The sequence below is a fragment of the Pseudoalteromonas sp. BMB genome (genome assembly GCF_001709235.1).
Taxonomy (GTDB): Bacteria; Pseudomonadota; Gammaproteobacteria; order Enterobacterales; family Alteromonadaceae; genus Pseudoalteromonas; species Pseudoalteromonas maricaloris.
The window spans coordinates 1-21856 of sequence record NZ_MBQA01000184.1; the positions used below are offsets into that span (position 1 = coordinate 1).

22 protein-coding genes are annotated in these 21856 nt (G+C 42.1%); 8 read left to right on the plus strand and 14 right to left on the minus strand.

Translation table 11 applies throughout. From position 1 onward, the window contains the following. The 3 genes from BB427_RS24525 to BB427_RS16745 all read left to right on the plus strand — a co-directional run. A partial coding sequence (locus tag BB427_RS24525; RefSeq protein ID WP_175401298.1) for a hypothetical protein occupies window positions 1–1440 on the plus strand: 1440 nt, incomplete at its 5' end. 132 nt (window positions 1441–1572) lie between these two features. Then, window positions 1573–2112 (plus strand): hypothetical protein, encoded by a 540-nt coding sequence (locus tag BB427_RS16740; RefSeq protein ID WP_139119082.1) that lies wholly within the window; start codon window positions 1573–1575, stop codon window positions 2110–2112. Window positions 2113–2269: 157 nt separating this feature from the next. Next, complete coding sequence (locus BB427_RS16745; protein ID WP_069022058.1) at window positions 2270–2575, plus strand: hypothetical protein; 306 nt, start codon at window positions 2270–2272, stop codon at window positions 2573–2575. A gap of 472 nt (window positions 2576–3047) precedes the next feature. Here the strand turns inward: BB427_RS16745 and BB427_RS16750 are convergent, their stop codons facing one another. From BB427_RS16750 to ggt, 6 genes are all read right to left on the minus strand, one after another. Beyond that, complete coding sequence (locus tag BB427_RS16750) at window positions 3048–3620, minus strand: tRNA-(ms[2]io[6]A)-hydroxylase (protein ID WP_069022060.1); 573 nt, start codon at window positions 3618–3620, stop codon at window positions 3048–3050. A 42-nt stretch (window positions 3621–3662) separates the two neighbouring features. Next, on the minus strand, window positions 3663–4316 hold the full coding sequence (locus BB427_RS16755) for a sulfotransferase family protein (protein ID WP_069022063.1): 654 nt from the start codon (window positions 4314–4316) through the stop codon (window positions 3663–3665). A 2-nt stretch (window positions 4317–4318) separates the two neighbouring features. Next, the gene (locus BB427_RS16760) at window positions 4319–4693 is read right to left on the minus strand and encodes an MAPEG family protein (protein WP_017217387.1); all 375 of its coding nucleotides are present in this window, start codon (window positions 4691–4693) and stop codon (window positions 4319–4321) included. Between the two features lie 57 nt (window positions 4694–4750). Beyond that, window positions 4751–5455 (minus strand): SIMPL domain-containing protein, encoded by a 705-nt coding sequence (locus tag BB427_RS16765; RefSeq protein WP_069022065.1) that lies wholly within the window; start codon window positions 5453–5455, stop codon window positions 4751–4753. Between the two features lie 213 nt (window positions 5456–5668). After that, entirely contained in the window at window positions 5669–7363 is a 1695-nt protein-coding gene (locus BB427_RS16770) for an NAD-dependent malic enzyme (RefSeq protein WP_069022067.1), read from the minus strand. A gap of 172 nt (window positions 7364–7535) precedes the next feature. Continuing rightward, window positions 7536–9296, minus strand: a complete 1761-nt coding sequence (gene ggt / locus BB427_RS16775; protein WP_069022069.1) for a gamma-glutamyltransferase — start codon at window positions 9294–9296, stop codon at window positions 7536–7538. Window positions 9297–9378: 82 nt separating this feature from the next. Here ggt and rrtA point away from each other — a divergent pair, with 82 nt between their 5' ends. Beyond that, complete coding sequence (rrtA, locus tag BB427_RS16780) at window positions 9379–9963, plus strand: rhombosortase (protein ID WP_039495861.1); 585 nt, start codon at window positions 9379–9381, stop codon at window positions 9961–9963. A 25-nt stretch (window positions 9964–9988) separates the two neighbouring features. Here rrtA and BB427_RS16785 read toward each other — a convergent pair whose 3' ends face one another. The 4 genes from BB427_RS16785 to BB427_RS16800 form a co-directional block, all read right to left on the minus strand. Continuing rightward, on the minus strand, window positions 9989–12472 hold the full coding sequence (locus tag BB427_RS16785) for a S9 family peptidase (protein ID WP_069022071.1): 2484 nt from the start codon (window positions 12470–12472) through the stop codon (window positions 9989–9991). 357 nt (window positions 12473–12829) lie between these two features. Then, complete coding sequence (locus tag BB427_RS16790) at window positions 12830–13978, minus strand: 5-(carboxyamino)imidazole ribonucleotide synthase (protein ID WP_083229903.1); 1149 nt, start codon at window positions 13976–13978, stop codon at window positions 12830–12832. A 1-nt stretch (window position 13979) separates the two neighbouring features. Further along, window positions 13980–14462 carry a 5-(carboxyamino)imidazole ribonucleotide mutase gene (purE, locus tag BB427_RS16795; RefSeq protein WP_010372883.1) on the minus strand — a complete coding sequence of 161 codons (483 nt, stop codon included), beginning with the start codon at window positions 14460–14462 and terminating at the stop codon, window positions 13980–13982. A gap of 132 nt (window positions 14463–14594) precedes the next feature. Further along, complete coding sequence (locus BB427_RS16800; RefSeq protein WP_039495859.1) at window positions 14595–14801, minus strand: hypothetical protein; 207 nt, start codon at window positions 14799–14801, stop codon at window positions 14595–14597. A 129-nt stretch (window positions 14802–14930) separates the two neighbouring features. On the opposite strand from BB427_RS16800, the gene BB427_RS16805 reads away from it, so the two are divergent. Together BB427_RS16805 and htpX are read left to right on the plus strand one after the other, a co-directional pair. Beyond that, window positions 14931–15455 (plus strand): TetR/AcrR family transcriptional regulator, encoded by a 525-nt coding sequence (locus tag BB427_RS16805; RefSeq protein WP_069022073.1) that lies wholly within the window; start codon window positions 14931–14933, stop codon window positions 15453–15455. 146 nt (window positions 15456–15601) lie between these two features. Next, window positions 15602–16462, plus strand: a complete 861-nt coding sequence (htpX, locus tag BB427_RS16810; RefSeq protein WP_010604776.1) for a protease HtpX — start codon at window positions 15602–15604, stop codon at window positions 16460–16462. A gap of 44 nt (window positions 16463–16506) precedes the next feature. Here htpX and BB427_RS16815 read toward each other — a convergent pair whose 3' ends face one another. After that, complete coding sequence (locus BB427_RS16815; protein ID WP_069022091.1) at window positions 16507–16986, minus strand: GNAT family N-acetyltransferase; 480 nt, start codon at window positions 16984–16986, stop codon at window positions 16507–16509. A gap of 114 nt (window positions 16987–17100) precedes the next feature. Between BB427_RS16815 and BB427_RS16820 the strand changes: the two genes are divergently transcribed. After that, complete coding sequence (locus BB427_RS16820; protein WP_069022074.1) at window positions 17101–17304, plus strand: hypothetical protein; 204 nt, start codon at window positions 17101–17103, stop codon at window positions 17302–17304. Window positions 17305–17491: 187 nt separating this feature from the next. Then, window positions 17492–18997 (plus strand): hemolysin, encoded by a 1506-nt coding sequence (locus BB427_RS16825; RefSeq protein WP_069022077.1) that lies wholly within the window; start codon window positions 17492–17494, stop codon window positions 18995–18997. A gap of 246 nt (window positions 18998–19243) precedes the next feature. On the opposite strand, the gene bioD is transcribed toward BB427_RS16825, so the two are convergent. From bioD to BB427_RS16840, 3 genes are read right to left on the minus strand one after another with little or no spacing between them, the layout of a single operon-like run. Then, window positions 19244–19939, minus strand: a complete 696-nt coding sequence (bioD, locus tag BB427_RS16830; RefSeq protein ID WP_069022078.1) for a dethiobiotin synthase — start codon at window positions 19937–19939, stop codon at window positions 19244–19246. Then, the gene (locus BB427_RS16835) at window positions 19936–20715 is read right to left on the minus strand and encodes a methyltransferase domain-containing protein (RefSeq protein WP_069022079.1); all 780 of its coding nucleotides are present in this window, start codon (window positions 20713–20715) and stop codon (window positions 19936–19938) included. The genes bioD and BB427_RS16835 overlap by 4 nt, the downstream gene beginning before the upstream one ends. Further along, window positions 20712–21854: an aminotransferase class I/II-fold pyridoxal phosphate-dependent enzyme gene (locus BB427_RS16840; RefSeq protein WP_069022080.1), complete on the minus strand. Its 1143-nt coding sequence runs from the start codon at window positions 21852–21854 to the stop codon at window positions 20712–20714. Before BB427_RS16840 ends, BB427_RS16835 begins: the two co-directional genes overlap by 4 nt. Window positions 21855–21856: the final 2 nt, after the last annotated feature.

Below are 21856 nucleotides of genomic sequence, written 5' to 3' on the forward strand. Positions count from 1 at the left end.
CAAGCGAGCTGGAACTTTGGTGAAGTAGCGATTGATGCCTTTGGCAATGCGTTGGGGAATAGTATTGTCGGTGGTATCCAACGCTCTGAAGCGGAGATAAATAACCGCAATCGTTATATTGATGCGATGGGACAAAAACTCACTGCGGATACAGCGCGTAAAATTGACGGACAACTTGCAACCGACTTAAACAATTCACTTAACACTACGATGCAGGGTGCTGATGCTTCAGTTGAGCGCATGATGTCGGCGAATAATCGCAATCAACAAATTGATACCAATGCACAGTTTGCAGCAGATGAGGCGAGATGGGCTTCAAGGCAACAAGGGGTGGTTGATAGCGCGAATGGGTTGAGTACGTCATTGTCATCACGAGCACGCGCACTAGAAAGTAGGCATCGAAACCAGATTGCGGGCATTCAAGCAAGTGCAGATGCTGCTTTTGCAAAAGGTGTAACGCGTGGAGAAACGATGTATGCCGCGGGTGTTAGAAACAGAGAATCAATAGGCGTTGATTTACTCAAGAGCGTTGATGTTGAGGGCTACTTAGCATGGCGAGAATCTGAGGCTGTTCGTGCACAACAATGGAGAAAAGATAACCCCAATTGGTCTAGATTTGGTGACGATTTATGGGATTTAGGCCAATCAGTTGTTAATAGTAGTGTTTCAATCTGGAATACCGCAATTGATATGTCTAGCGCCTACAGAAGACACGATAATTACACTGACTTAACTTTCGATTTAATGAAAAGTGTAGGTAGTATGGGCGCTGATTTAGGCAAAGTTGGTATTGACTTACTTGAGGTGGGTTTGTCAGCGACCATATTACCTATCTACCAAGAGTTAGGATATTTAGACGGTGGCGCTGTCGAACTTGAAGCTGGAGCCTACTATACCAGTTCTTCAGGTTTAGGAACTGGGGGGGCGGCAACAATCGCATTTAACCCAAATGGAACTGGAGGTACTGCATTTGCACATGACATAGGATTCGAAAATTTTGTCCGCAAGAACGCCTTTTCATTTGATATGTCTCTAGCAACAGGAGACCAGATGAGAGCGGAAGATTTTCTAAATGGTTATGTGTTAGCAGGCGGAATGGACATTGAGTTACCAGCTGCTCGATCTCCATTTCTACCAAATAGTGTAGGAGTATTTAAGGGTAAGACTTATGATCTAGATCCGCTCCAATACGGAGTTGGTAAAAATAACCCCGCGAAATTAGATTTATATGGTGTTCAAATGGCTAAAAGTTTCGATTTGCCCAGCTTTATGTCTTCTTCTAGGAAGCCTATCACAGGTATTAGAAACTATGGTGTCTCGGGGCATATTGTTAGGCAACAGTCTTCTCGAAACTCATCGTGGGATTTAGGTAGTATGGGCGAGCTTTTCTATGGTTTCCAAAACATGCATTTTGCCCAGTACAAATGGTTAACAAAGTAAACAAACGATAACATTAAAAGGAAAAGGTGGGCGTGTTTTAGCCCACCAAAAACTATGACAAGTTATACCACAATTTATTCACCAGCGATGACGAGTTCGCTAGATATCCATTTAGAATTAATGCACACAAGTGTGATCAGTACTGTATTGATAGCTGCATTAGTATTTATTTTTTATAAGTATAAAAAGTATAAAAACCAACTTAAAGCTTACCACTCAGTTTTATGCATTGGCTGTATTTTTGCTTATATAACGTATCAAGCCACGACTTACAGTGATAAGTATGAGGTAAAAAAAGCCAATTATGTAAATTATGAGCATATAAATAACTTTCATAAGGTCAAAACATTTGAAGCGAAGCTTATTTCTACCGAAATATTGAGAGAAACTTGGCCGGGTAACAGGACAAATAGAGGTGAGGATGACTTATGGACAATCCTAAAACTGAATACCAGCAAAGGGGAATTTCATATTAATAATGAAGCAGGTTGGTTGAGATCACAAGACCCTACCATGCCACTGTGCTTTAAAGGTGATTTTATAGAACTGATTACTCCTTATGAAGGCTATGATATTAAGATGAGATATTACCATTCATATTCCACCTATCACAAAACAGATAAATCTAAGACAGTGTGTTTAGTAGACTTTAAAGTGAAAGATAAAGCTTAAGGTAAGCTACTAACTCTATTGAGGTTTAAATCCATTTCAAAAATATGCTTTTGATAAGGTTACAGCGATTGGAAATAAAGCTAGCGATATATTCTTTGGACCAACAGGTCCATCTAATGCAATTGAAACGGAGTTGAATTTTGCTGGGAATATCCCGATGTTTGAAGGTGGTTTTGGTCTTAGTGCCACGGTTGACAGTTTTGGACGCTTTACATTTACGGGAGGTGTTAGAGCTACTTTAACAAGTGATATCTCAGCAAACATAAGTGCAGCACTTGGGCAGGTTAAAGGTTATGGGGCTGATAGTTTTGCACTTGGAACTGGTGAAGCCGTTTCTACAGCGGCTGATGTTTCAATTGTAGATGTTTTTGTAGATAAAAACTCAAAACTGGGAACCTTGCTGAAGGCAAGACCTGTAGATATTTTTGGTGGTTACAAACGGTTAGTAACATCAAGAAAGTAAGCCAGAAAGTTTATGAGCAGGCTGCTTCTGCTGGTAAAGTCACCATAAGAAGCGACTTTCAATGGCAGAGCTATTATGATGATGCAGACGGCTTTTGCCCAGATATGTCCGATACCGTCTAGTATTGGACATAGTGTAGGTGTTTACTTGATTTTCCTTATGCCATTTCAAATATCCCATAATTTACGTTATGTTAAATAACATAAACTTTAGATGAAGAAAGTCCTACTCTCCCTTATAAAACCAAAGGTTCAGTGTTGCTCGTCTGGTTGGTTTATAACTATTGCGATATTAGTTGCTTCGAATATGAGTCGTTTTGAAACCAAAAGTATTCAATGGAACACAATGCACTGTGCGAAACTAGATATCTTAATTGGTGTATCTCACTGAATCAGTATTTAGAAATATGGGAGACAATAAAGCTACACTGTAACTTGTTGAGGCTTTATTGGCTCGAGTTATGTGGCTGCTTTTAATGAAGCGCTGCGCTAAATGGAATGCCTTTGCAAATACGCGCTTCTGCAATGAGAATTTCTTCTAGGCGGTTATCTATCGTTAATTTGTCGAAGTACTCGTAGCCGAGCTCCACAAAAAGATTTTTGTGTTTTTCTTCTGACTTGGCGATTGCAACATAAAAGTCTTTCTCTTTGCCTTCAGGAAGCGCTTCTGCAACTAAAGAAAAACGCTCATGGCCCCTAGCCTCAATTACTGCGCCGATCAGTAATCTATCAATTAAATATTCGTCAGTGCCTTGGCGGAACAATGCGCGCATTTGCTTTATATAGGGGTCTTTTTGGTCGTTTCCTAGTAGCGTACCACGCTCGGTTAAGATTTTAAGTACCTGTTTAAAATGGATCATTTCTTCTATTGCGAGATCTGCCATCGCTTTTACTAGCTTGATCCTGTCTGGGTAATGACCAAGCATTGCCATCGCCATTCCGGCTGCTTTTTTTTCTGCAGCGGCGTGATCTTGAAGAAAGGTATCAAAGTCGGCTAGGACTTTTTCAGTCCAGCTAAAAGGTGTGTGATATTTTAATTTAAACATAATTCTATCTTGTATATACAGCTTGTGGTGAGTATAACAAACTCAGGCGCTCGAGCGAACTTGCATGCTAAAGAGCGCTGTGTCTTTATCTGCTTTGCCATTACGTGTCGATTCCACTTTATTGGGGTGTGAAAACCACTTCCATGCAGTGACTTTACCACCGATATTGACATGCGGGATGGTCACTTTTTCTTGAGTTACGCCTATAAATTCGCCAAGCGTTTGCTCGGCATCAGTAGCGGTTAGATTGACTGCAATAAAAGGAACATGATTCATTTTTGCAAAGCTAAGCACCCTATCATGATGCTTGCTATAACAATCCAGCCAATAACCATCGTCTTCAAAATGTTTGTCAAAATCAGAAAAAGTTTCCAAATAACAACGCTTAATCGTGTCGTTAAAGCCTCCTCTTTGTGACAGTAAGTTTTCTTTCATTGCCGTCATCAAACGCTTAATTGAGGGAAGCCATTGCTCAAAATCTCGTGTTAACTGGATTATTTTGGCTTCAGGATATAGAGCATATAATTTTTCATAATCAGCGAAAACGGGCGTGTCAGCAATAAATTCAGCACAGTCTAATGCTTGTCTTGTGTATGCCGTGTGTGCTGTTTTGTATCCAGCACCTAATGCAGCAATACACAGACTTGTTGTGCCCGTTCGTGGTAGACCCGTTACCAGAAATTTATGTTTTGTCATAGTTAGATAAAGTAATACACGAGGTTAAATGACGCTAAAATAAGTATTACTCCATATGTTGTCGCCATCGCTACTTTTCTGATTGAAAAGTTAGTTTTACCGAGTGCAACATAGTGTGCGACTCGAGAAAACAAAAAAGCAATGCCAAATGCATGAAGCAGATATGGGTTGATTTGTTGAGTTTCGAGTAACAACATCATTAACAGTACGAACGGTGTGTACTCGATAAAATTACCGTGGATCCGTATTGCACTTTGCAGCTCATCGATACCGCCATCTCCTAGAGATACTTTGTGTCTGTGTCTGAGTGATATTATGTTAAAACTGAGTTTAATATAGATTAGTGCCAGCAATGCCGCATATAAACCGGTGATCATAAAAAAGCCCTCCAATGGAGGGCTTAGTGTATAAGTTTAATCAGTTCACAGCCAGTATTACTCAATTAAGTAAACAGCATACACTTCCGCGTTTAATGTAATTGCACCTGTGTTATACGCATTTTTGTATGCGCCTTGATCTGCTTCCATCGCCATTGCTGCAGAGCGCACGTAAGGCTGAACTGGCGTTTGCATTGGTTGGAATGAAACTGAGTACAGTTTTGCCAATTCAACATCAAACTCGCCTGCTAGCTCTTTAGCTGCTTTCTTTGCATCTTTGATGGCGGCTTTTTTGAGGCTTTGCAGATACTTGCCTTCATTTTCAACACCAAATTCCGTGTTATTGAACTGATTGATGCCGCTGTCTACAAACTCTTGAAGTAACTCTGGATATTTTTTAATGTCCTTAAGTTTTACAGTCAGGCTGCGACTTACGCGAAAACCATCAAACTCTTCTTCGTTTGATTCTCGATTGTAGCGTGTCTGTCTGTAGACATTCAGCTGATCTGCGTGAATATCGTCTTCTTTAATATCGAAGCGTTTAGCGATTTCGATGGCCTTAGCCATAATCTTATCGACGTTTTCTTTAGCTGTGGGTAGCGACTTTTGCTTTTCGGTAATGGCAACACGGATGGTTGCAACATCGGGTTGTACTTGAATAAATGAAGTGCCTTTAACATATAAATGCGGAGAGTCAGGCAATGCGCCTGCAAAGCTAAATCCAGATAAACATAATGCCAGTAAGCCAGTTAAAATTCGCATCTTTTGCTCCTAAAATGTGATACCTGCATATTCAAGCATATTTCAATTAACAACTACTGAATTGGATTTCAGGGTAACAAATTTTAACAAAATGAGCGATTATCACTCTGAGAAGTTATATGTGGTACTCTCAACTTTTGCGCGTGATTGATAAACAAAAATCGCCGCCAATATGAGTTGGCGGCGATTTCTGTTTTAGCGAAGTAAAAGTAATTAGACGCTACAGCGTTTGTAATTTCTATACTTAGGGAGCCAATAGTTTTTCTCTATCGCTGCCCAAATTGCGTCGTCTTCCATTTCAAGTGCAACACCCTCTTCCATTGCTTTTTTAGCAACTGCAAAAGCAATTCGCTTACTCAACGGCTCAATTTCAGTTAGGGCTGGTAGTAAGCTACCTTTGCCCGTATTAGCACGTGGTGATGATTCAGCAAGCATTTCGCTCGATACCATCAACATGCTATCTGTAATACGATTCGCTTTAGCTGCAAGTACACCAAGGCCGATCCCTGGGAAGATATAACTGTTATTACATTGAGGTATGATAATTGTTTGCTCACCATGTACTACAGGTTCAAATGGGCTTCCCGTAGCAACAATTGCTTGACCATCAGTCCACTCAATCACATCTTTTGGATGCGCTTCAACTTGGCGTGATGGATTACTTAGTGGGAAAATTATCGGCTGTTGACACCCTGCATGCATCGCACGGATAACTTGCTCAGTGAATAGGCCCGCTTGACCTGATACACCAATTAAGATGTCTGGCTTTGCACAGTGCATTACATCTAATAAAGATGCAAATTCACCACTGTATGTCCAATCCGCAAGGTTGGCTTGTTGTTGAACTAGCGCTTCTTGGAAATCTCTTAGCCCTTCCATGCCCTCTGTCAGAAGGCCAAAACGGTCCACCATAAACACTTGGCTTCTCGCTTGCTCGTCGGTTATCCCTTCTGAAATCATTTGGCTAATAATTTGCTCTGCAATACCACAGCCAGCAGAGCCTGCACCAACAAACACCACTTTTTGTTCCGAGAGCTTTGCCTCTTTCACACGGCAAGCGGCTAACAGCGAGCCCGCAGTAACCGCAGCGGTGCCTTGGATATCATCGTTAAAGCTACAGATTTCATCGCGGTAACGTTTCAAAAGTGGCATTGCGTTAGGTTGCGCGAAATCTTCAAACTGTAACAGCACATTAGGCCAACGGCGTTTCACCGCTTTAATGAATAAATCTAGGAATTCATCATATTCAGCTTGGTTGATACGCGGGTGTCTTGCGCCCATGTACATTGGGTCGTTGAGTAGCTTCTCGTTGTTTGTCCCCACGTCAAGCATAACAGGCAACGTGTAAGCTGGGCTGATCCCACCACACACGGTGTAAAGTGCCAGCTTACCGATAGGAATACCCATACCACCAATACCTTGGTCGCCAAGGCCTAAAATACGTTCACCATCTGTAACCACAATAACTTTTACTTTGCCTTTAGTAGCATTTCGTAAAATATCGTCGATTTGATAACGGTCTTCATAAGAAATAAACAAACCACGAGAGCTGCGATAGATATCTGAAAACTTCTCACATGCATCACCTACTGTAGGGGTGTAGATGATTGGCATCATTTCTTCCAAATGATCACGTACTAAGCGGTAATACAGCGTTTCATTGTTGTCCTGAATAGCGCGCAGGTAAATGTGCTTGTTTAGGTTGTCGCTAAAGCTTGAATATTGCTGATAACAACGCTCAACTTGCTCTTCAATTGTTTCATAACGAGGAGGAAGTAGTCCTGCTAAGTTGAAATTTTCACGCTCGCGTTGAGAGAATGCACTCCCTTTGTTAAGCAGTGGCGTTTCTAATAGTGTAGGACCTGAATAGGGAATGTAGAGATAATTTGGATCGGTTTGTTTAGTCATATTTACAAGCTTGACACTAATTTTTTAGTCTAAGGGTTCATTATTGTCGAAAAGGATTAAATTACAATGAATTTAGTGCTCATCAGACCATTATTAACGCGCTCCAGAGCACGTTAAATGCATTTTTCTGGAACGCGAAATTATAGCCTAAAAGCACTTAAGAAACCACGGCTTATTCGCTGCTTTCGCCAAGTGCAACACCTTCTCTTCTTGGGTCTGCACCACCGATTAAATGTGTTCCACGAACCTCAATGGCATGTAGTCCAGAGTTTAAGTCGCGGATCTGTACTTCATGGCCTTTTTTCTCAAAGTAAGCCGCTTGTTTTGCCAGCTCTGTGCCTTTTTCCAGCGTTGTATACTTATTGCGATTGGTGATTTTTGGTAAATCAATCGCAGCCTGAACAGATAATCCCCAGTCCAGTACACCAACTAAGGTTTGAGCAACATAGTTGATAATACGGCTGCCACCCGGTGAGCCGATTAGCAATTTAAGCGACCCGTCTTTGTTAAATACCATTACGGGTGCCATAGAGCTTCTTGGGCGTTTGTTTGCTTCTACTCGGTTAGCGACCCATTTATCCCCTACTTTTGGGGAAAGCGCAAAGTCGGTTAATTGGTTATTGAGTAAATATCCGTTGACCATCACCGTTGAGCCAAATGCCATTTCTATCGAGCTTGTCATAGAAATAGCATTACCCTCTGCATCTACAATCGACACATGGCTGGTCGAAGGTAATTCATAACTATCATCCATAGCATAAGCGAGTGTGCCCGAAGTTGGGTCGCCTACTGGAAAGTCGTGATTATCCTTTTCACCGATAAGTTTGCTACGGCCTAATAGATATTGTTCGTTAAGCAATGCTTTTGCTGGCACTTCAACAAAATCAGGATCGGCTACGTAAAAATCTCTATCGGCAAACGCTAGGCGAGATGCTTGAGTAAAGAGGTGCAAGGCTTCTGGGTCGTTTGCCTTAAACTTACCTAGGTCGTACGGTTCCAGCAGTTTCATCATTTGCAAAACGGCAATACCACCACTGCTAGGCGGTGCCATAGAGCAAACTTTATATACACGATATTCCGTACAAATAGCGTCTCGGGTTTTGCTTTTATAATGTTCTAAGTCGCTCAGCGCCAATTTGCCAGGTGCGATTTCAGACTTTTGCACAGCTTCTACTAATTGGGTGGCATTTTGCCCTTCATAAAAGGCTTGGATCCCTTGCGTTGCTACTTTGTAATATAGGTTTGCCAAAGGCAGATTCTTTTTAAGGGTCCCTGGTTGTAGTGCTTTACCATCCGGATAGAAATACTCTTTTGCGGGACTGAGCTTTGTCAAACCTGGGTTGAGTTTTTTCTCAAGCAGCATATTTAAACGTGGAGAGACGATAAATCCGTCTCGAGCTAATTCAATCGCTGGTTTGAATAATTCCTGCCATGGCAGTTTACCGTATTTGTCATGTGCTGATTTAAACGCGTGTAGAATACCTGGCACACCTACAGAGCGACCGCCCACCACAGCCTCAATCCATCTAACCGCATTACCCGTATCATCTAAAAACAGATCAGGGCCGGCAAGTTTTGGTGCAGTTTCTCTTCCATCAAAACTAATTAATTCATTGCTTTTCTTGTCGTAGTGCAGGATAAAAGCCCCCCCACCTACGCCTGAAGATTGCGGCTCAACTAATGTAAGCACAAGTTGAGTCGCTATCATGGCATCAACCGCACTTCCCCCTTTAGAGAGCATCAATTGACCTGCTTTACTCGCATAGGGGTTGGCAGCAACGACCATGTACTTTTCTGCGGTGCGTGCTTCTTTAGATTGGAAACCTGTTGCGGCTTCCGGCTCTCTAATTTCGATTTTTTGTTGCTCAGCTAAGGTGTTGGTTGAAAAGCTGAATGCGGCAATCACGGTTAGTGATGCAAGTGTATGTTTCATAATACCCACTTTGCTTACGTCTTATATTTGGCATCATAAAAGCAATTAGGCACAATATGCAAAAATAATAACGTGAAATCGTATGTTTGAACTTCCAACGAACAAAGAATATCTCATTGGCCCTGCGTCTTTGGCGATATTGTCAACAATACTGATGTTGTTCGGGCTTGGCCCGCACTTAGATTTCGACAGAAACGCAATTGCTGATGGTGAAATATGGCGTATTTTGAGCGGTCAGTTTACCCATAGCAATTGGTATCACTTGATGCTAAACCTGCTTGGGATCTTATTTATTTGGCTATTACATGCCGAATATACAACTCTAAGAAAATATTGGCTGAATGTGCTTTTCCTTGGCCTCTTTACCGGGCTCATGATTTTGCTATTTTCGCTAAACATCGTTGTATATACAGGTTTGAGTGGCTTATTACATGGGCTTATAGTATGGGGAGCACTTGAAGATATTAAGCGCAAGCTAACAACTGGATATCTGTTGTTTATTGGTGTGTGGGCAAAGGTATGTTGGGAGCAATATGCGGGTGCAAGCACAGATGTAGCTAAGCTGATAGATTCGAGAGTCGCCATTGAAGCACATCTATTTGGTGCAGTTGGTGGTGTGGTTTTAGCTGTTATCTATTTATTTTATAAAACAAAAAAGCCAGCTTAAGCTGGCTTTTTATCCACCCATTTGATTACAAGTTTTCTTTGAACAACTTGTATATACGACGGTATTCATCCAACCAACTTGATGGCTGTCTAAAGCCATGGGGCTCAACTGGATAAATCGCCGTTTCAAAGTCTTCCTTTTCTAGCTCAATCAGGCGTTGCACCAAGCGTACAACATCTTGGAAAAACACGTTATCATCAACCATAGGTGCATTGATCAGAAGCTTGTTTTTCAAACCTTCAGCATGATAGATAGGCGAACTGCGTTTGTATGCAATTGGGTCAACATCGGGGCGATTAAGAATATTTGAGGTATACGGGTCGTTGTAATAGGCCCAATCGGTGACTGGACGTAAAGCCGCGCCTGCTTGGAATAGATCAGGCTGAGTAAATAGCGCCATAAATGTCATAAAGCCGCCGTATGAACCACCGTAAGTACCTACAGCGCCACGATCAACATTAGCGTTGTTCACCATCCACTCAACACCGTCTGCCAAATCTTCTATTTCTGGTTTACCCATATGACGATAGATTGCCGTTCTCCAATCTCGGCCATAGCCCTTAGAGCCGCGATAGTCCATATCCATAACGACATAGCCTTCGCTCGCGAGGAGTGAATGGAACATAAACTCTCTAAAGTAGTTAGACCAACCCATATGAGAGTTCTGCAAATAACCCGCACCATGGTTAAAGATCACAGCCTTACGATTCTTACCCGTTTCGCCTTCTTGATAATCTGCTGGGTAATATACTTTTGCGTAGACAGGCTCACCTTGATGGCTTGAAGGAACCGCGACAATCTTAGGTGCAATTAGCTTCTTATTTAAAAACGCATCAGAGACTGTATTAGTGAGTCGTGACACCGCTGCTTTTGGCGCTACATCCGCCACATAAAGTTCTGGAGGCATCATGATTTTTGAGTGAGTTAACAACAGCTTTTGCTCATCTGGGCTTAGCTGGTAATCAGTCAGGCCATCTAAATCCGTTAACTGCTCATCTTCACCGCTTGCTAAATTGACGCGATAAATTTCGTATAAACCTGGGTGATCTTTATTGGCTTTGTAATAAACAAATTGACTATCTTGGGTTAAGGTTGGTTCAGAAACCACAAACTTCCCTGAAGTCATTGCTTTTGCTTTGCCGTTAAGCGGCTTAACATAAAGCTGGCTATATCCAGTTTGCTCTGAAAGATAGTACAAAGCATCTTGGTTGTTTAACCAGCCAAAATCATTGTAGGTGTAATTGATCCAAGCATTGTCATGTAGGCGGTGCTGAGAAACGAATTGTTGTTTATCAAAATCAACCGTCGCTAACCATCTGTCTTTATTATCCCAAGCACCAAGCATCACTGCGACTTGAGAACCGTCACTATTCCATTGGATAGCGGATTGACTCCAGCCCCATGTGTCGATCAAGTTGATATCACGTGGTGCTTTTTCACTCTTATATGATTCACCTTTTGCCTTAGCATTTTCGCGTTTCACCTCGGCTAGTACATCTTCATCAAAGCCAGGCAAAGTATCGTAGCTCAGCGTGACTTGCTCTGATTTTGCTAAATCAATGAAAATCACATCAGAACTCATTGGTTTTGTGTCTGCAACGCGGCGGCGAGCTTTTACCGGATCAATGTCACCGTTTTGACTCACGTAGTTGGGCATGATGTCAGAGTCTGAACGGCTTGGTTTATCGTCTGTTATCACGGCGATTAACTTGTCACCAGTAGGTGCTAAGCTAACTGAGATAAGCGTTTTTCCTTTACCAAGATAAAACTGATTATCTTGGATGCTTGCGTTATTCGCTTCTATCTCTTGATTTCTAGCTTCTCGATCTTTGCTGTTTTTGTGCGTTAGCGCGACGAATTGAATCAGTTCGTGTTGCTGCTCAGCGATATATCCATTTGGCTCTTTTACCCCTTCTGGCTTATCCGATAAATGTAACTTTACCAGTTCTTTGGTTAAACCTGTGGCTAAATCGAACGCAAATAGCGCATTGCCTGAACGGTAAGCTAATCGGTTATCACTTAAGAATTGCGGTGCATACTCATAGTTCGAAGAATGAGTAACTTGTATCAAAGCGCCAGACTTCAGGTTTTTAACGAATATGTTGCCCTTAAATTCATAAGATTGTAGCGTCCGACCTTTATTATAAATCGCGTTTGCAGCACCAACGGCATGCAAATCTGACAGCGAAACCGCTTCGCTTGTTTGTGCGCTACTGACTTTAAATAGATCTCTTAACTCTGAACCAGCTTGCTTACGCTTATAGAAAACGGTTTTGCTATCGGCCCCCCAATACGCGCCTTCTGGTTGTCTTCCTAACCAATCAGGATGCGCCATTGCTTGTTTTAGGGTGATCTGCTCACCACCAAAATCAACGGGAGTAGCAACAACTTGTGGGACTGGTGAATTGGCTTCAACTTGTTGTGGTTTTGGGCTTACTTCAGTGGTCTGACAACCAGAAAGGAATAAACCTGAAGCGACTGCCATCGAGATAAGAGAGAGTTTCAACATGTGACTTTCTTATAATAGTTAAATTTGTCTAATTTAAGCAGAAAGCCAGCGGAATATCGACAGATTTAAGATTAAAAGCACAATGGGTGGGACAAAAAAAGGCCAGCATAGGGATGCTGGCCAAATACTCTCTGCGCTCACATAGTCGTTGATGGACAACGAGTATGAAATGAGGCCTATCCGCGCCTCACAATAGTAGACCGCACTATCAGAAAAGAGTTCCAAAAATTACAGTAAAAAAATTAAATTTTTTATATCCAACCTGAGCTCTTCGATCAAGGAATGAGCTAACTCAATAGTTATCAGAAGCTTAGGTTTTTAGTTAACAATGGGCCTCTTTAGCTAAAAACAGTAGTACTAATTCAAAATTAATTGCTGAGCGGTTTCCATAACCCCAGGGTAATCTGCCTCAGGCAAGATGTCAGCAAGCTCTGCCAGTGCTTCACCTAACTTATGCAGTGAGTCAGCTGACACGTTGATATGCCCCATTTTTCTGCCCGGTTTCGCATCTTTGCCATACCAGTGACTGGTTGTCCCTGAGACAGCAAGAACTTGCGATGGAATGTGACTTTGCCCTAACACATTAATCATCGCGGTTGGGCGAAGCAGGCTTGTATCACCAATCGGCAAACCGGCAACGGCACGAATATGGTTTTCAAACTGGCTTACATGGGCCCCTTGTTGAGACCAATGTCCTGAGTTATGTACCCTTGGCGCTATTTCATTAACCAATAATTGACCTTCAACATCGAAAAACTCAATAGCAAGTACACCAACATACTCGAGTGCATTCGCAAGTTTCGCAAATGCGTCTTCCGCTTGCGCTTGAATATTGGCTTTTTCTTTGCCCGCAATTGATAGAGTCAGTACACCATTGGTATGCTGGTTTTCAGTCAAAGGATAAATTTTACATTCGCCATTTTTAGCACGCACACCAATAATCGACACCTCACGGTCAAACGGTATCATTTTTTCAGCAACGATAGAGTGAGGTTGTGCTTCAGTGCCTGCTTGCAAAAACTCGGACATTTCGGCCCAAGTATTGTCTATTTCAGACTCTGATTTTACTCGCCATTGCCCTTTCCCATCATAGCCTGCCTGACAGGTTTTAACGACCAAAGGCATGCCTAACTCATCAATCGCTGTGAGGAAATGCGCTTTATCCGTAATAATCTTGAAAGGAGCACAAGGCACAGATGTTTTATCTAGTAGTGCTTTTTCTTTCGCGCGATCACCACCGGTGGCTATTGCTTCTGCGCCAGGGTAGAACTTACCGCTTTGTTCGCAAAGCGCCAAAACATCATGTGGAATATGTTCAAATTCGGCAGTGATGGCATCAGCATTGTCGATGGCTTGCTGTAATGACTCTGGTGTGGTTGCAAAGGTAACGGGGTTTATTACCATTTGGCTGCCAACATCATAGGCCAACACTTTTATATCAAGATGAGTTGACGATAGGCTCATCATACGGGCTAATTGTCCCGCCCCTAAAACAAGAATATTCATGTTATTTCGCAGGATCTGGATTAGCTAATACCGTTTCTGTTTGTTCTTTTCTGAACGCTTCTACTTTTGCAAAAATTTCTGGCTGCTGACAACCTAAAATTTGAGCAGCTAGCAAACCTGCGTTTGCAGCACCAGCGTCGCCAATCGCTAACGTACCTACCGCAACACCTTTAGGCATTTGACAAATTGATAGCAATGAGTCCACGCCATTTAGCGTTTTTGATTTTACTGGAACGCCAAGTACAGGCAGACTTGTGAATGCTGCCGCCATACCCGGTAGGTGTGCAGCACCGCCAGCACCGGCAATGATAACTTTGATCCCACGTTCTGCTGCTGTCGAAGCATAATCCGCTAAAAGCTGTGGAGTACGGTGAGCTGAAACTACTTTAGTTTCATAATCAATACCAAATTTATCTAACATTTCAGCTGCATGTTGCATTGTAGGCCAGTCTGATTTTGAGCCCATAATGATGCCAACGGTCATAATAATTCCTCGACTAATTTTGAACGATACAGGGCTAAGGTCCTTCACACCTTAGCTGCGGGCATTATACCTGAGTTCGTCTTTAATGCGAAGAATCAACTTATTGCAATTATCACGCGATGGCACCCTGAGTTATTTAGACACCACCAATTCTTCAATACTTAATGCTTTCGCACGCTTAAAGTGAGAGAAAAACGTTTTAGGACCCATAATTAAGCATAACACCGCCAGACCACCTGGGATCAGCACCATTTTTAAAGCTGGACCAAGAATATAGCTGTAAAAAAAGATAAAAGGGATGAACAGAATGTATCCGATGAATAAGCTCAAATATTGCATAACAACTCCTATTGAAATTTAATGAGCACGCTCAATTATAATAATGAGCACGCTCATTATTTGCAAACTTTATCTCTTAAATAATCTGGAATTGTGCTACACTCTCTTCGCAAATAAAAAGGTAACCATATGAAAAAAAGAGAAATTACGTACAATAAAATTCTCAGTGCTAGCTGGCAACTTTTTCAAGACAATGGTTTTGAAAACACTACTACTCGGCAAATTGCCCAAGCAGCAAACGTGGCAACGGGAACGGTTTTCTCTCACTTCCCCACTAAGCTCGACATGCTCAAAGTCGCAATGCATAACCAAATAGATGAACTAATTAATGAAGCGAAAACAACAGATGAGCAGCATAGTGCCAGCTTAAAGTTACGCCACTATGCAAAGTATTTATTTGCTTTTTATCTTAGCAATAGAGATTTCAGTAAAGAGCTACTTTGTGGGATTATTTGGCATAGCGAATTCTTTACGGGACAACTCAATTTGTTCAAACACTTGTTATTCAGTGAGCAGGAGTACAATGAGTTGAAAGCAACCGTTATGATGGATTGCTACTTTATGACCTTATTAGAAGGGTTAAGCAATGAGCATAGCTCTGTTGACCAGATGCTGCATTCCCTATCTCAGAAGTTGAAATTGGTTAGTCAATAACTTGTATGATGTGTTCTTTTTGAATATTCATGCGAATTTACTTGTGCTTTTGAACTTCTGACCATATAAAGCATCTAGGACTAGTGTAATAAGCAAGTGCTTGGGAAAAGTTACTTAGTTCCTTATTTTTGTCTAACGAGGTCAAAATGAAACGCGTCATCTTATTCCTTATCACTAACTTAGCAGTGATGCTTGTGTTAGGAATTGTGTTATCTATCTTAATGTCTGTGTTTGGTATTTCTAGCCGAAGCTATACAGGTATTATGGTTATTGCTGCCGTATTTGGATTCGGTGGTTCTTTTATCTCTCTTTACATGTCTAAGTGGATCGCAAAAAAATCTACAGGAGCCCATGTTATTGAGCAACCACGAAACGAAACTGAACATTGGTTAGTTTCTACTGTCGCAGAGCAAGCTAAAAAAGCAGGAATTGCAATGCCAGAAGTTGCGATTTACGACAGCCCTGAAATGAATGCGTTTGCAACCGGGCCGAGTAAAAATAACAGCTTAGTTGCTGTAAGTACTGGCCTACTCCACAATATGAATCAGGATCAAGCAGAGGCAGTGCTTGCGCACGAAGTGTCGCACGTTGCAAATGGCGACATGGTTACGCTTACCTTGATCCAAGGTGTTGTAAATACCTTTGTTATATTCTTCGCTAAAGTATTGGCGGGGATTGTTGATAACTTCTTGAATGGCGATGAAGAAGAATCAGGTGGAAGCTGGACATATTTTATCTTTGATATGATATTCCAGATCCTCTTTGGTATTTTGGCGTCTGTTGTTGTCGCTTACTTTAGTCGTAAACGAGAATTTGCAGCTGATAAAGGTGCAGCGGATTTAGTCGGTGCGCAAAAAATGCGTTCAGCATTAGAGCGTTTGAAGCACAACCATGAATCGCAATTAGAAGGCTCAATGATGGCTTTTGGTATTGCTTCAGGTAAATCTATTGCGGACTTCTTTGCTTCTCACCCGCCACTTGATGAGAGAATTAGAGCACTTTCGTAACTCTTTTCACATTCATACTTGGGCAACGATTAAGTTGCCCTTTTTTATAGCTCAATTTTATACAGATTATTTCCAACAGCGCTAAACCCTAAACGCTTGAGTAGATTTAATGAACGGTGATTATCAGCCGATACATGCGCCAAAACCACATTGAGCTCAAACTCAATCTGGCTTTTGTTTGCAAATAGACAACGTAAAGCTTCAAACATCACGCCTTTACCCCAATAATCAGGTAGTAATTCATAACCAATATGTAGGCCCTCAATATCACCGTCTTCGTGATAGAAACCAATACATCCAATCACCGCTTTAGTGCTTTTACACACGAGGCAAAAGCGTCCACCCCTGCCTTCATATTGACGCTCAATATCCATTTGGATCATGCATTTAAGGTCTACTTCAGTGAGGTTGTCGCCGTAATCATTATACGCTTTTACCTGCGGTAAATTAAGTAGCGCTAATAACTGCGGATTATCTTTGTGCCTTATGGGCCTGATGACTAGCCTTGGTGTTTCAAATTCCATAAAATGCTCAGGTCTAAGTATCTGCCACAATGGTAGCACTGATTGCAGCAAATACACCTTCAATATTATAAGCGCTTGTATTGCTTTATAATTTAGCATTTTTGGAGAATGAATATGAGTCAAGAGTTTACCGTTATCCCCCCAACGACAAAGGTTTACTGCCCAGAGAGAGGTGAAGGTTGGACGTTAACGGGCATTACAGGGATCGATGAAAACGCATCAGTGATGTTCTCTGGCGTACGCTATACCATCTCAGCAAAAGAAATCGTTGAGTCATTATTAGCAAACTTTAAAAATAGGCAAGAATCAAATAATTAATACTTTTTAATTATTTCACTGTTGTAAAAGTGTGAATTATGATCAATTATAGCGCTAGATTGCAAAGTCAATAATGGAAGCGCCCGCCTTAAAGGATTAAGTCATCGCATTGAGTTGGACTTAATTGCGAAGACATTGCTTTGTGTTGTTTTAAGTTACAGGACGTAAACTTTTTAGGGTTCCTGCTATGTTAAAAGCATCACTCACAACACTTGGTTTACTCTCAACATTACTTTCCACATATACCTATGCAGATAGTTGCCCAGGTCAGGTTTTTGGTATTAACGCTGGCCGCGGCGATATTGGTATTTTGTTTGGCCTAGATGAAGGTGCAGGAGAAGCCAGCGCCAATAGTTTCGCTGCTTTTAGTTCGGCAGCACTCGCCTATGATACTAGCAGTGCACGTTGGTACTATGCATCCGCACCAAGGCCAATCGACTATAAAGTTGATACCAGTCATCTAAACTTACCAGCTGACGCAGATATTCCCATTGAAGGTAAAAAACATCGCTATGTTCAACTGGCATATTTTGATGGAACCTCTCATACCATAGTCGGTAGAACGGCTTATTTGGTGGGATTGGCATATGACAGCACAAACGATAGACTCATTGGAACGAGTTACGATTCTATTTACAGCATAGATAAAAACACAGGCGACGCGACTAAGCTCTCGGATCTCCCCTCACTGGCGGGAAAATACCGCGGCGATCTTGAGTTTTATAATGGCCGCTTAATCCTAGTTACCAGTGCAGCCGTTTACCAAGTTAATACCAACGACTTTTCTGTGACTAAATTATCTGATCACGACTTAACTTCCGTTACAGGGGCAAGCCTTAATAGCAATGGAGAGCTTATTATCAGTCGCGTTATCATTAATGACGCTGGACACACCAACAAAAGCGCGATTTATAAACTAAACCCTGATACAGGAAGCACCTGTTATATCAATACATTACCAATAAGAGTAAATGACCTTGCATATAACCCAAATGGCAGCAGTACATGCTATACCGCTTCTGGTTGCGGCGGTACACCAACCCCTCCTTGGCCACCGTCTTTTACGTTAACGAGTATTGAAAACGCGGTTTATGAGGGAAGTACCCTTAGCTATCAAATTACCTTAAGTAAAGCCTTCGAGCAGGACGTCAGCTTTTCGGTGGCGGTCAATGATGTGACAACGCAATCAGATGACTACGTAGCACCACCTACCTCATTGGTAATACCGGCTGGCAGCACAACTGCTACCATTCAAATAGCAACAATAGACGATACTGAGTACACTGGCGATCGGGAACTCTCTTTGAGCGTAACAGGCGTGAGCAATACCTCAGGCAATGAAACCCTATCGGGAAACATACTCGACAATGAAACCGCATGTGTGCCTGACAACTATACGCGGATCAATTACGCGTTCGTCAGAGAAGACTCATTATTCAATAATGACTGGGGTATCAAAGTAAACGGCCAATATATTAAATTGCTTGATGAATACGGCAGTGCCGGCAGCTATGACATCCTTCAAGGACAATCATTTACCTATGTGCTCGCTATCGATGGTAACAGCAATACACTATCAACCAAGTACCAAGTCTCAGGTACCAACCAACGTTGGGAAGATGAAAACGATAACGATTATAATGACTTTGAGGTCAGTGTGACAACACAAACCATTCAAAAAGGTTGTAATTAACAGACTCAAAGCGGCTTACTACTTTTAGAAGCCGCTTTATTTAACCTGAGGTTTGGATAAGGAATGAGCTAACTCACTGTTTTTTTAACCACCTTAAACTATCTTCTTATCTAGCCAGAGAGTTTTGGGGATAACTAGGCGAATTTACGCACCAATAGCTGGCTATTGGAAGTGAATTCAACGCAGTTAGCGCTAAAACTGACTGCTAGAAAGGCATTAATTATCCGCAGCTCAGGTTACTTAGTATTAACTGGTGCCTGATTTAAGCTCAAACAACTCGAGTAACGCTGAGCGAAGCTGTAGCTTTGGTGTGCCCTCACTGTAAGGCGCTGTTGCAAGCAGCGGACAGTCTAGGCGAAGCTTTAAACTTTCAAGGTTTTCGTCAAATACAGACATTTCAGGGTCAATCTGATTCGCTATCCATCCAACTAAATTCAGTCCTTTTTGCTTGATAGATTCTGCCGTTAAAAACGCATGATTCAAACAACCTAGCTTCATGCCAACCACTAAAATAACGGGAAGTTGTTCTCTGACGACCCAATCATACAGATATTCGTTGTCGTTAATGGGCAATGCCCAGCCACCTGCACCTTCACATAGCATATACTCTGCGCCCAGTTGCTGAATTTCACTAAAGCGCTCGTGTAGCTTATCGACTGTGATGTCAACATTTACCTGTTTGGCTGCAATATGCGGCGCAATTGGTGGTGCAAAACAAAATGGGTTAACTTGCTCGTAAGTACCGTGCACCGTCGCAGCTTCCATCAAACTGATAGCATCAACGTTCACTAGTTCACCAAATGCCTCTTCAGCATCTGCCGCAATCGGCTTATAGCCAAAAGTCTTTTTACCGTGCTTGGCCAACAGTTTTAGTAATAAAGTAGAAATATAGGTTTTACCTACTTCAGTGTCGGTCCCAGTTACAAAATATGCTTGATTCATTTCCTTAACTCCAAAAATCCGACTTGATAACTGACATCAAAACCATTTTTACTCTCAGGGTAGCTGCTCAGCAGCTGAGCGTAGGCTGATTTGCCTAACAAACCTTGTCGGCGAGAAGCGGTTTTTACATCGTTGGCACCGATATTTTTTACCGAGCGTAACGCCTTTAACGGCGTGTCATAACTATCAATCAATAACGCTTCATCCGCCCAAGTCACAACAAACCCGGCCTGTAGCGCAAAAGATTTAAGTGCAGACAGCGAATAAAATGAATTGATATGGCCACACTGATCGATGGCTCGCCATGCGCTATCAATTTCGTTTAAAGAGCCTTCTAGCACTGAGCTTAGCAACACTCGCCCTTCTTTTTTTAGCACTTCATACAATTGCGCAAACAACGCTTGCGGGGAATTAGACCACTGAATTGCAAAATTACTAAAGACTAAGTCAATACAATTTGACTGAATAGCGAGTTTATCCATATCACAGCAAACACTATTTGTCGTATTTTCAGCGCTTGCTAACATAGCCAAGCTAAGATCCGCTCCAACATAATGATTCGTGAAGGCGTTTAATCTATGAAAGTTTTCATGTGGCCCGCATCCTAAATCGAGCAACCGAGGAAACATACGCACAGCACCAAGCTCACTATTTTGCTGTGTTAAACGTGAAAAGAGTATATCTGCGGCCTGTTTTTGCACGTTAGCGTGTTGAGAGTATGATTGCGCGGCTTTTGAAAAGCACTTTGCTGTTTGCGTATTTTGTGCTTTGCTCATGCTCCCTCCACTAAGGCCGAAACCAATTTGTTTATATCTTCGTGACTGTGCTGTGCCGTTATTGTGATTCGCAATCGTGCGGTATTTTGCGGTACCGTTGGTGGCCTAATAGCCCCAACCCAAAGCCCCTTTTTCTTAAGCTTATGTTGTGCCGCTAATACATTTTCATTGCTTCCATACACAAGAGGCTGTATGGCCGTATCACTTGGAATGGGAGATAAGTTGGTTTGTGCAACTAACGATTTAAAATAGTCGATGTTTGCTTGTAATTTGTGTCTCGCTTCAGATGCCGCAAGCAACTTATTCAATTGGCATAATGCAACGCTTGCCATAATAGGCGACAACGCCGTTGTATAGATAAACTCACGATTAAATTGCGTCATGTAATTTATCACATCATGACTTGCTAATACTGCAGCTCCTTGACAGCCCATCGCTTTGCCAAAGGTGATCACCAAAATTTCAGGTTTAATACCGCTTTCAATTGTGCCAAGGCCTTGTGCTCCAACAACACCAAACGCATGAGCGTCGTCGACCATCAACCACGCAGAATGAGACTGAGCCAGCACACTGATTTCAGGTACTGGCGCTTGGTCTCCATCCATAGAAAACACCCCTTCAGTCACGATGAGTTTACTGTCGGCTTTGGTTTTTTCTAATCGAGACCTTAAGTGCGTCAAATCATTGTGATTAAAGCGAACAAACTTAGCGCTGCCCGCTAAACCACCGTCTAACAGGCTGGCGTGGTTGAGCTTATCTTGGAACACCGCAGCGCTTAATTGCTTTTCTTGGGGCGTGAACAATGCCTTTAATACACTGGTATTAGCAGCAAAACCGCTTGGAAATAACAGTGCTGCATCATAACCCAAAACGCTGCAAAGCTTATCTTCTAGCTGACGGTGAATATCAAGATAACCCGTAACAAGCGCCGAACTTCGGCTTCCGGCTTCAGTGCATGCAAGCGTGTTAAACTCCAACGAGTCTGCAAGTCCCAGGTAGTCATTGCTGGCAAAGTTAATATATTGCTGATCGGCAATTTTTATTCTACTTGCAGAGGCCTTTTCAACCACAATGCGCTTTCTTAGCAACCCTTCAGCGTGACGGGCTGCTAAGGCAGATTGAATATACTCAAACGACATTG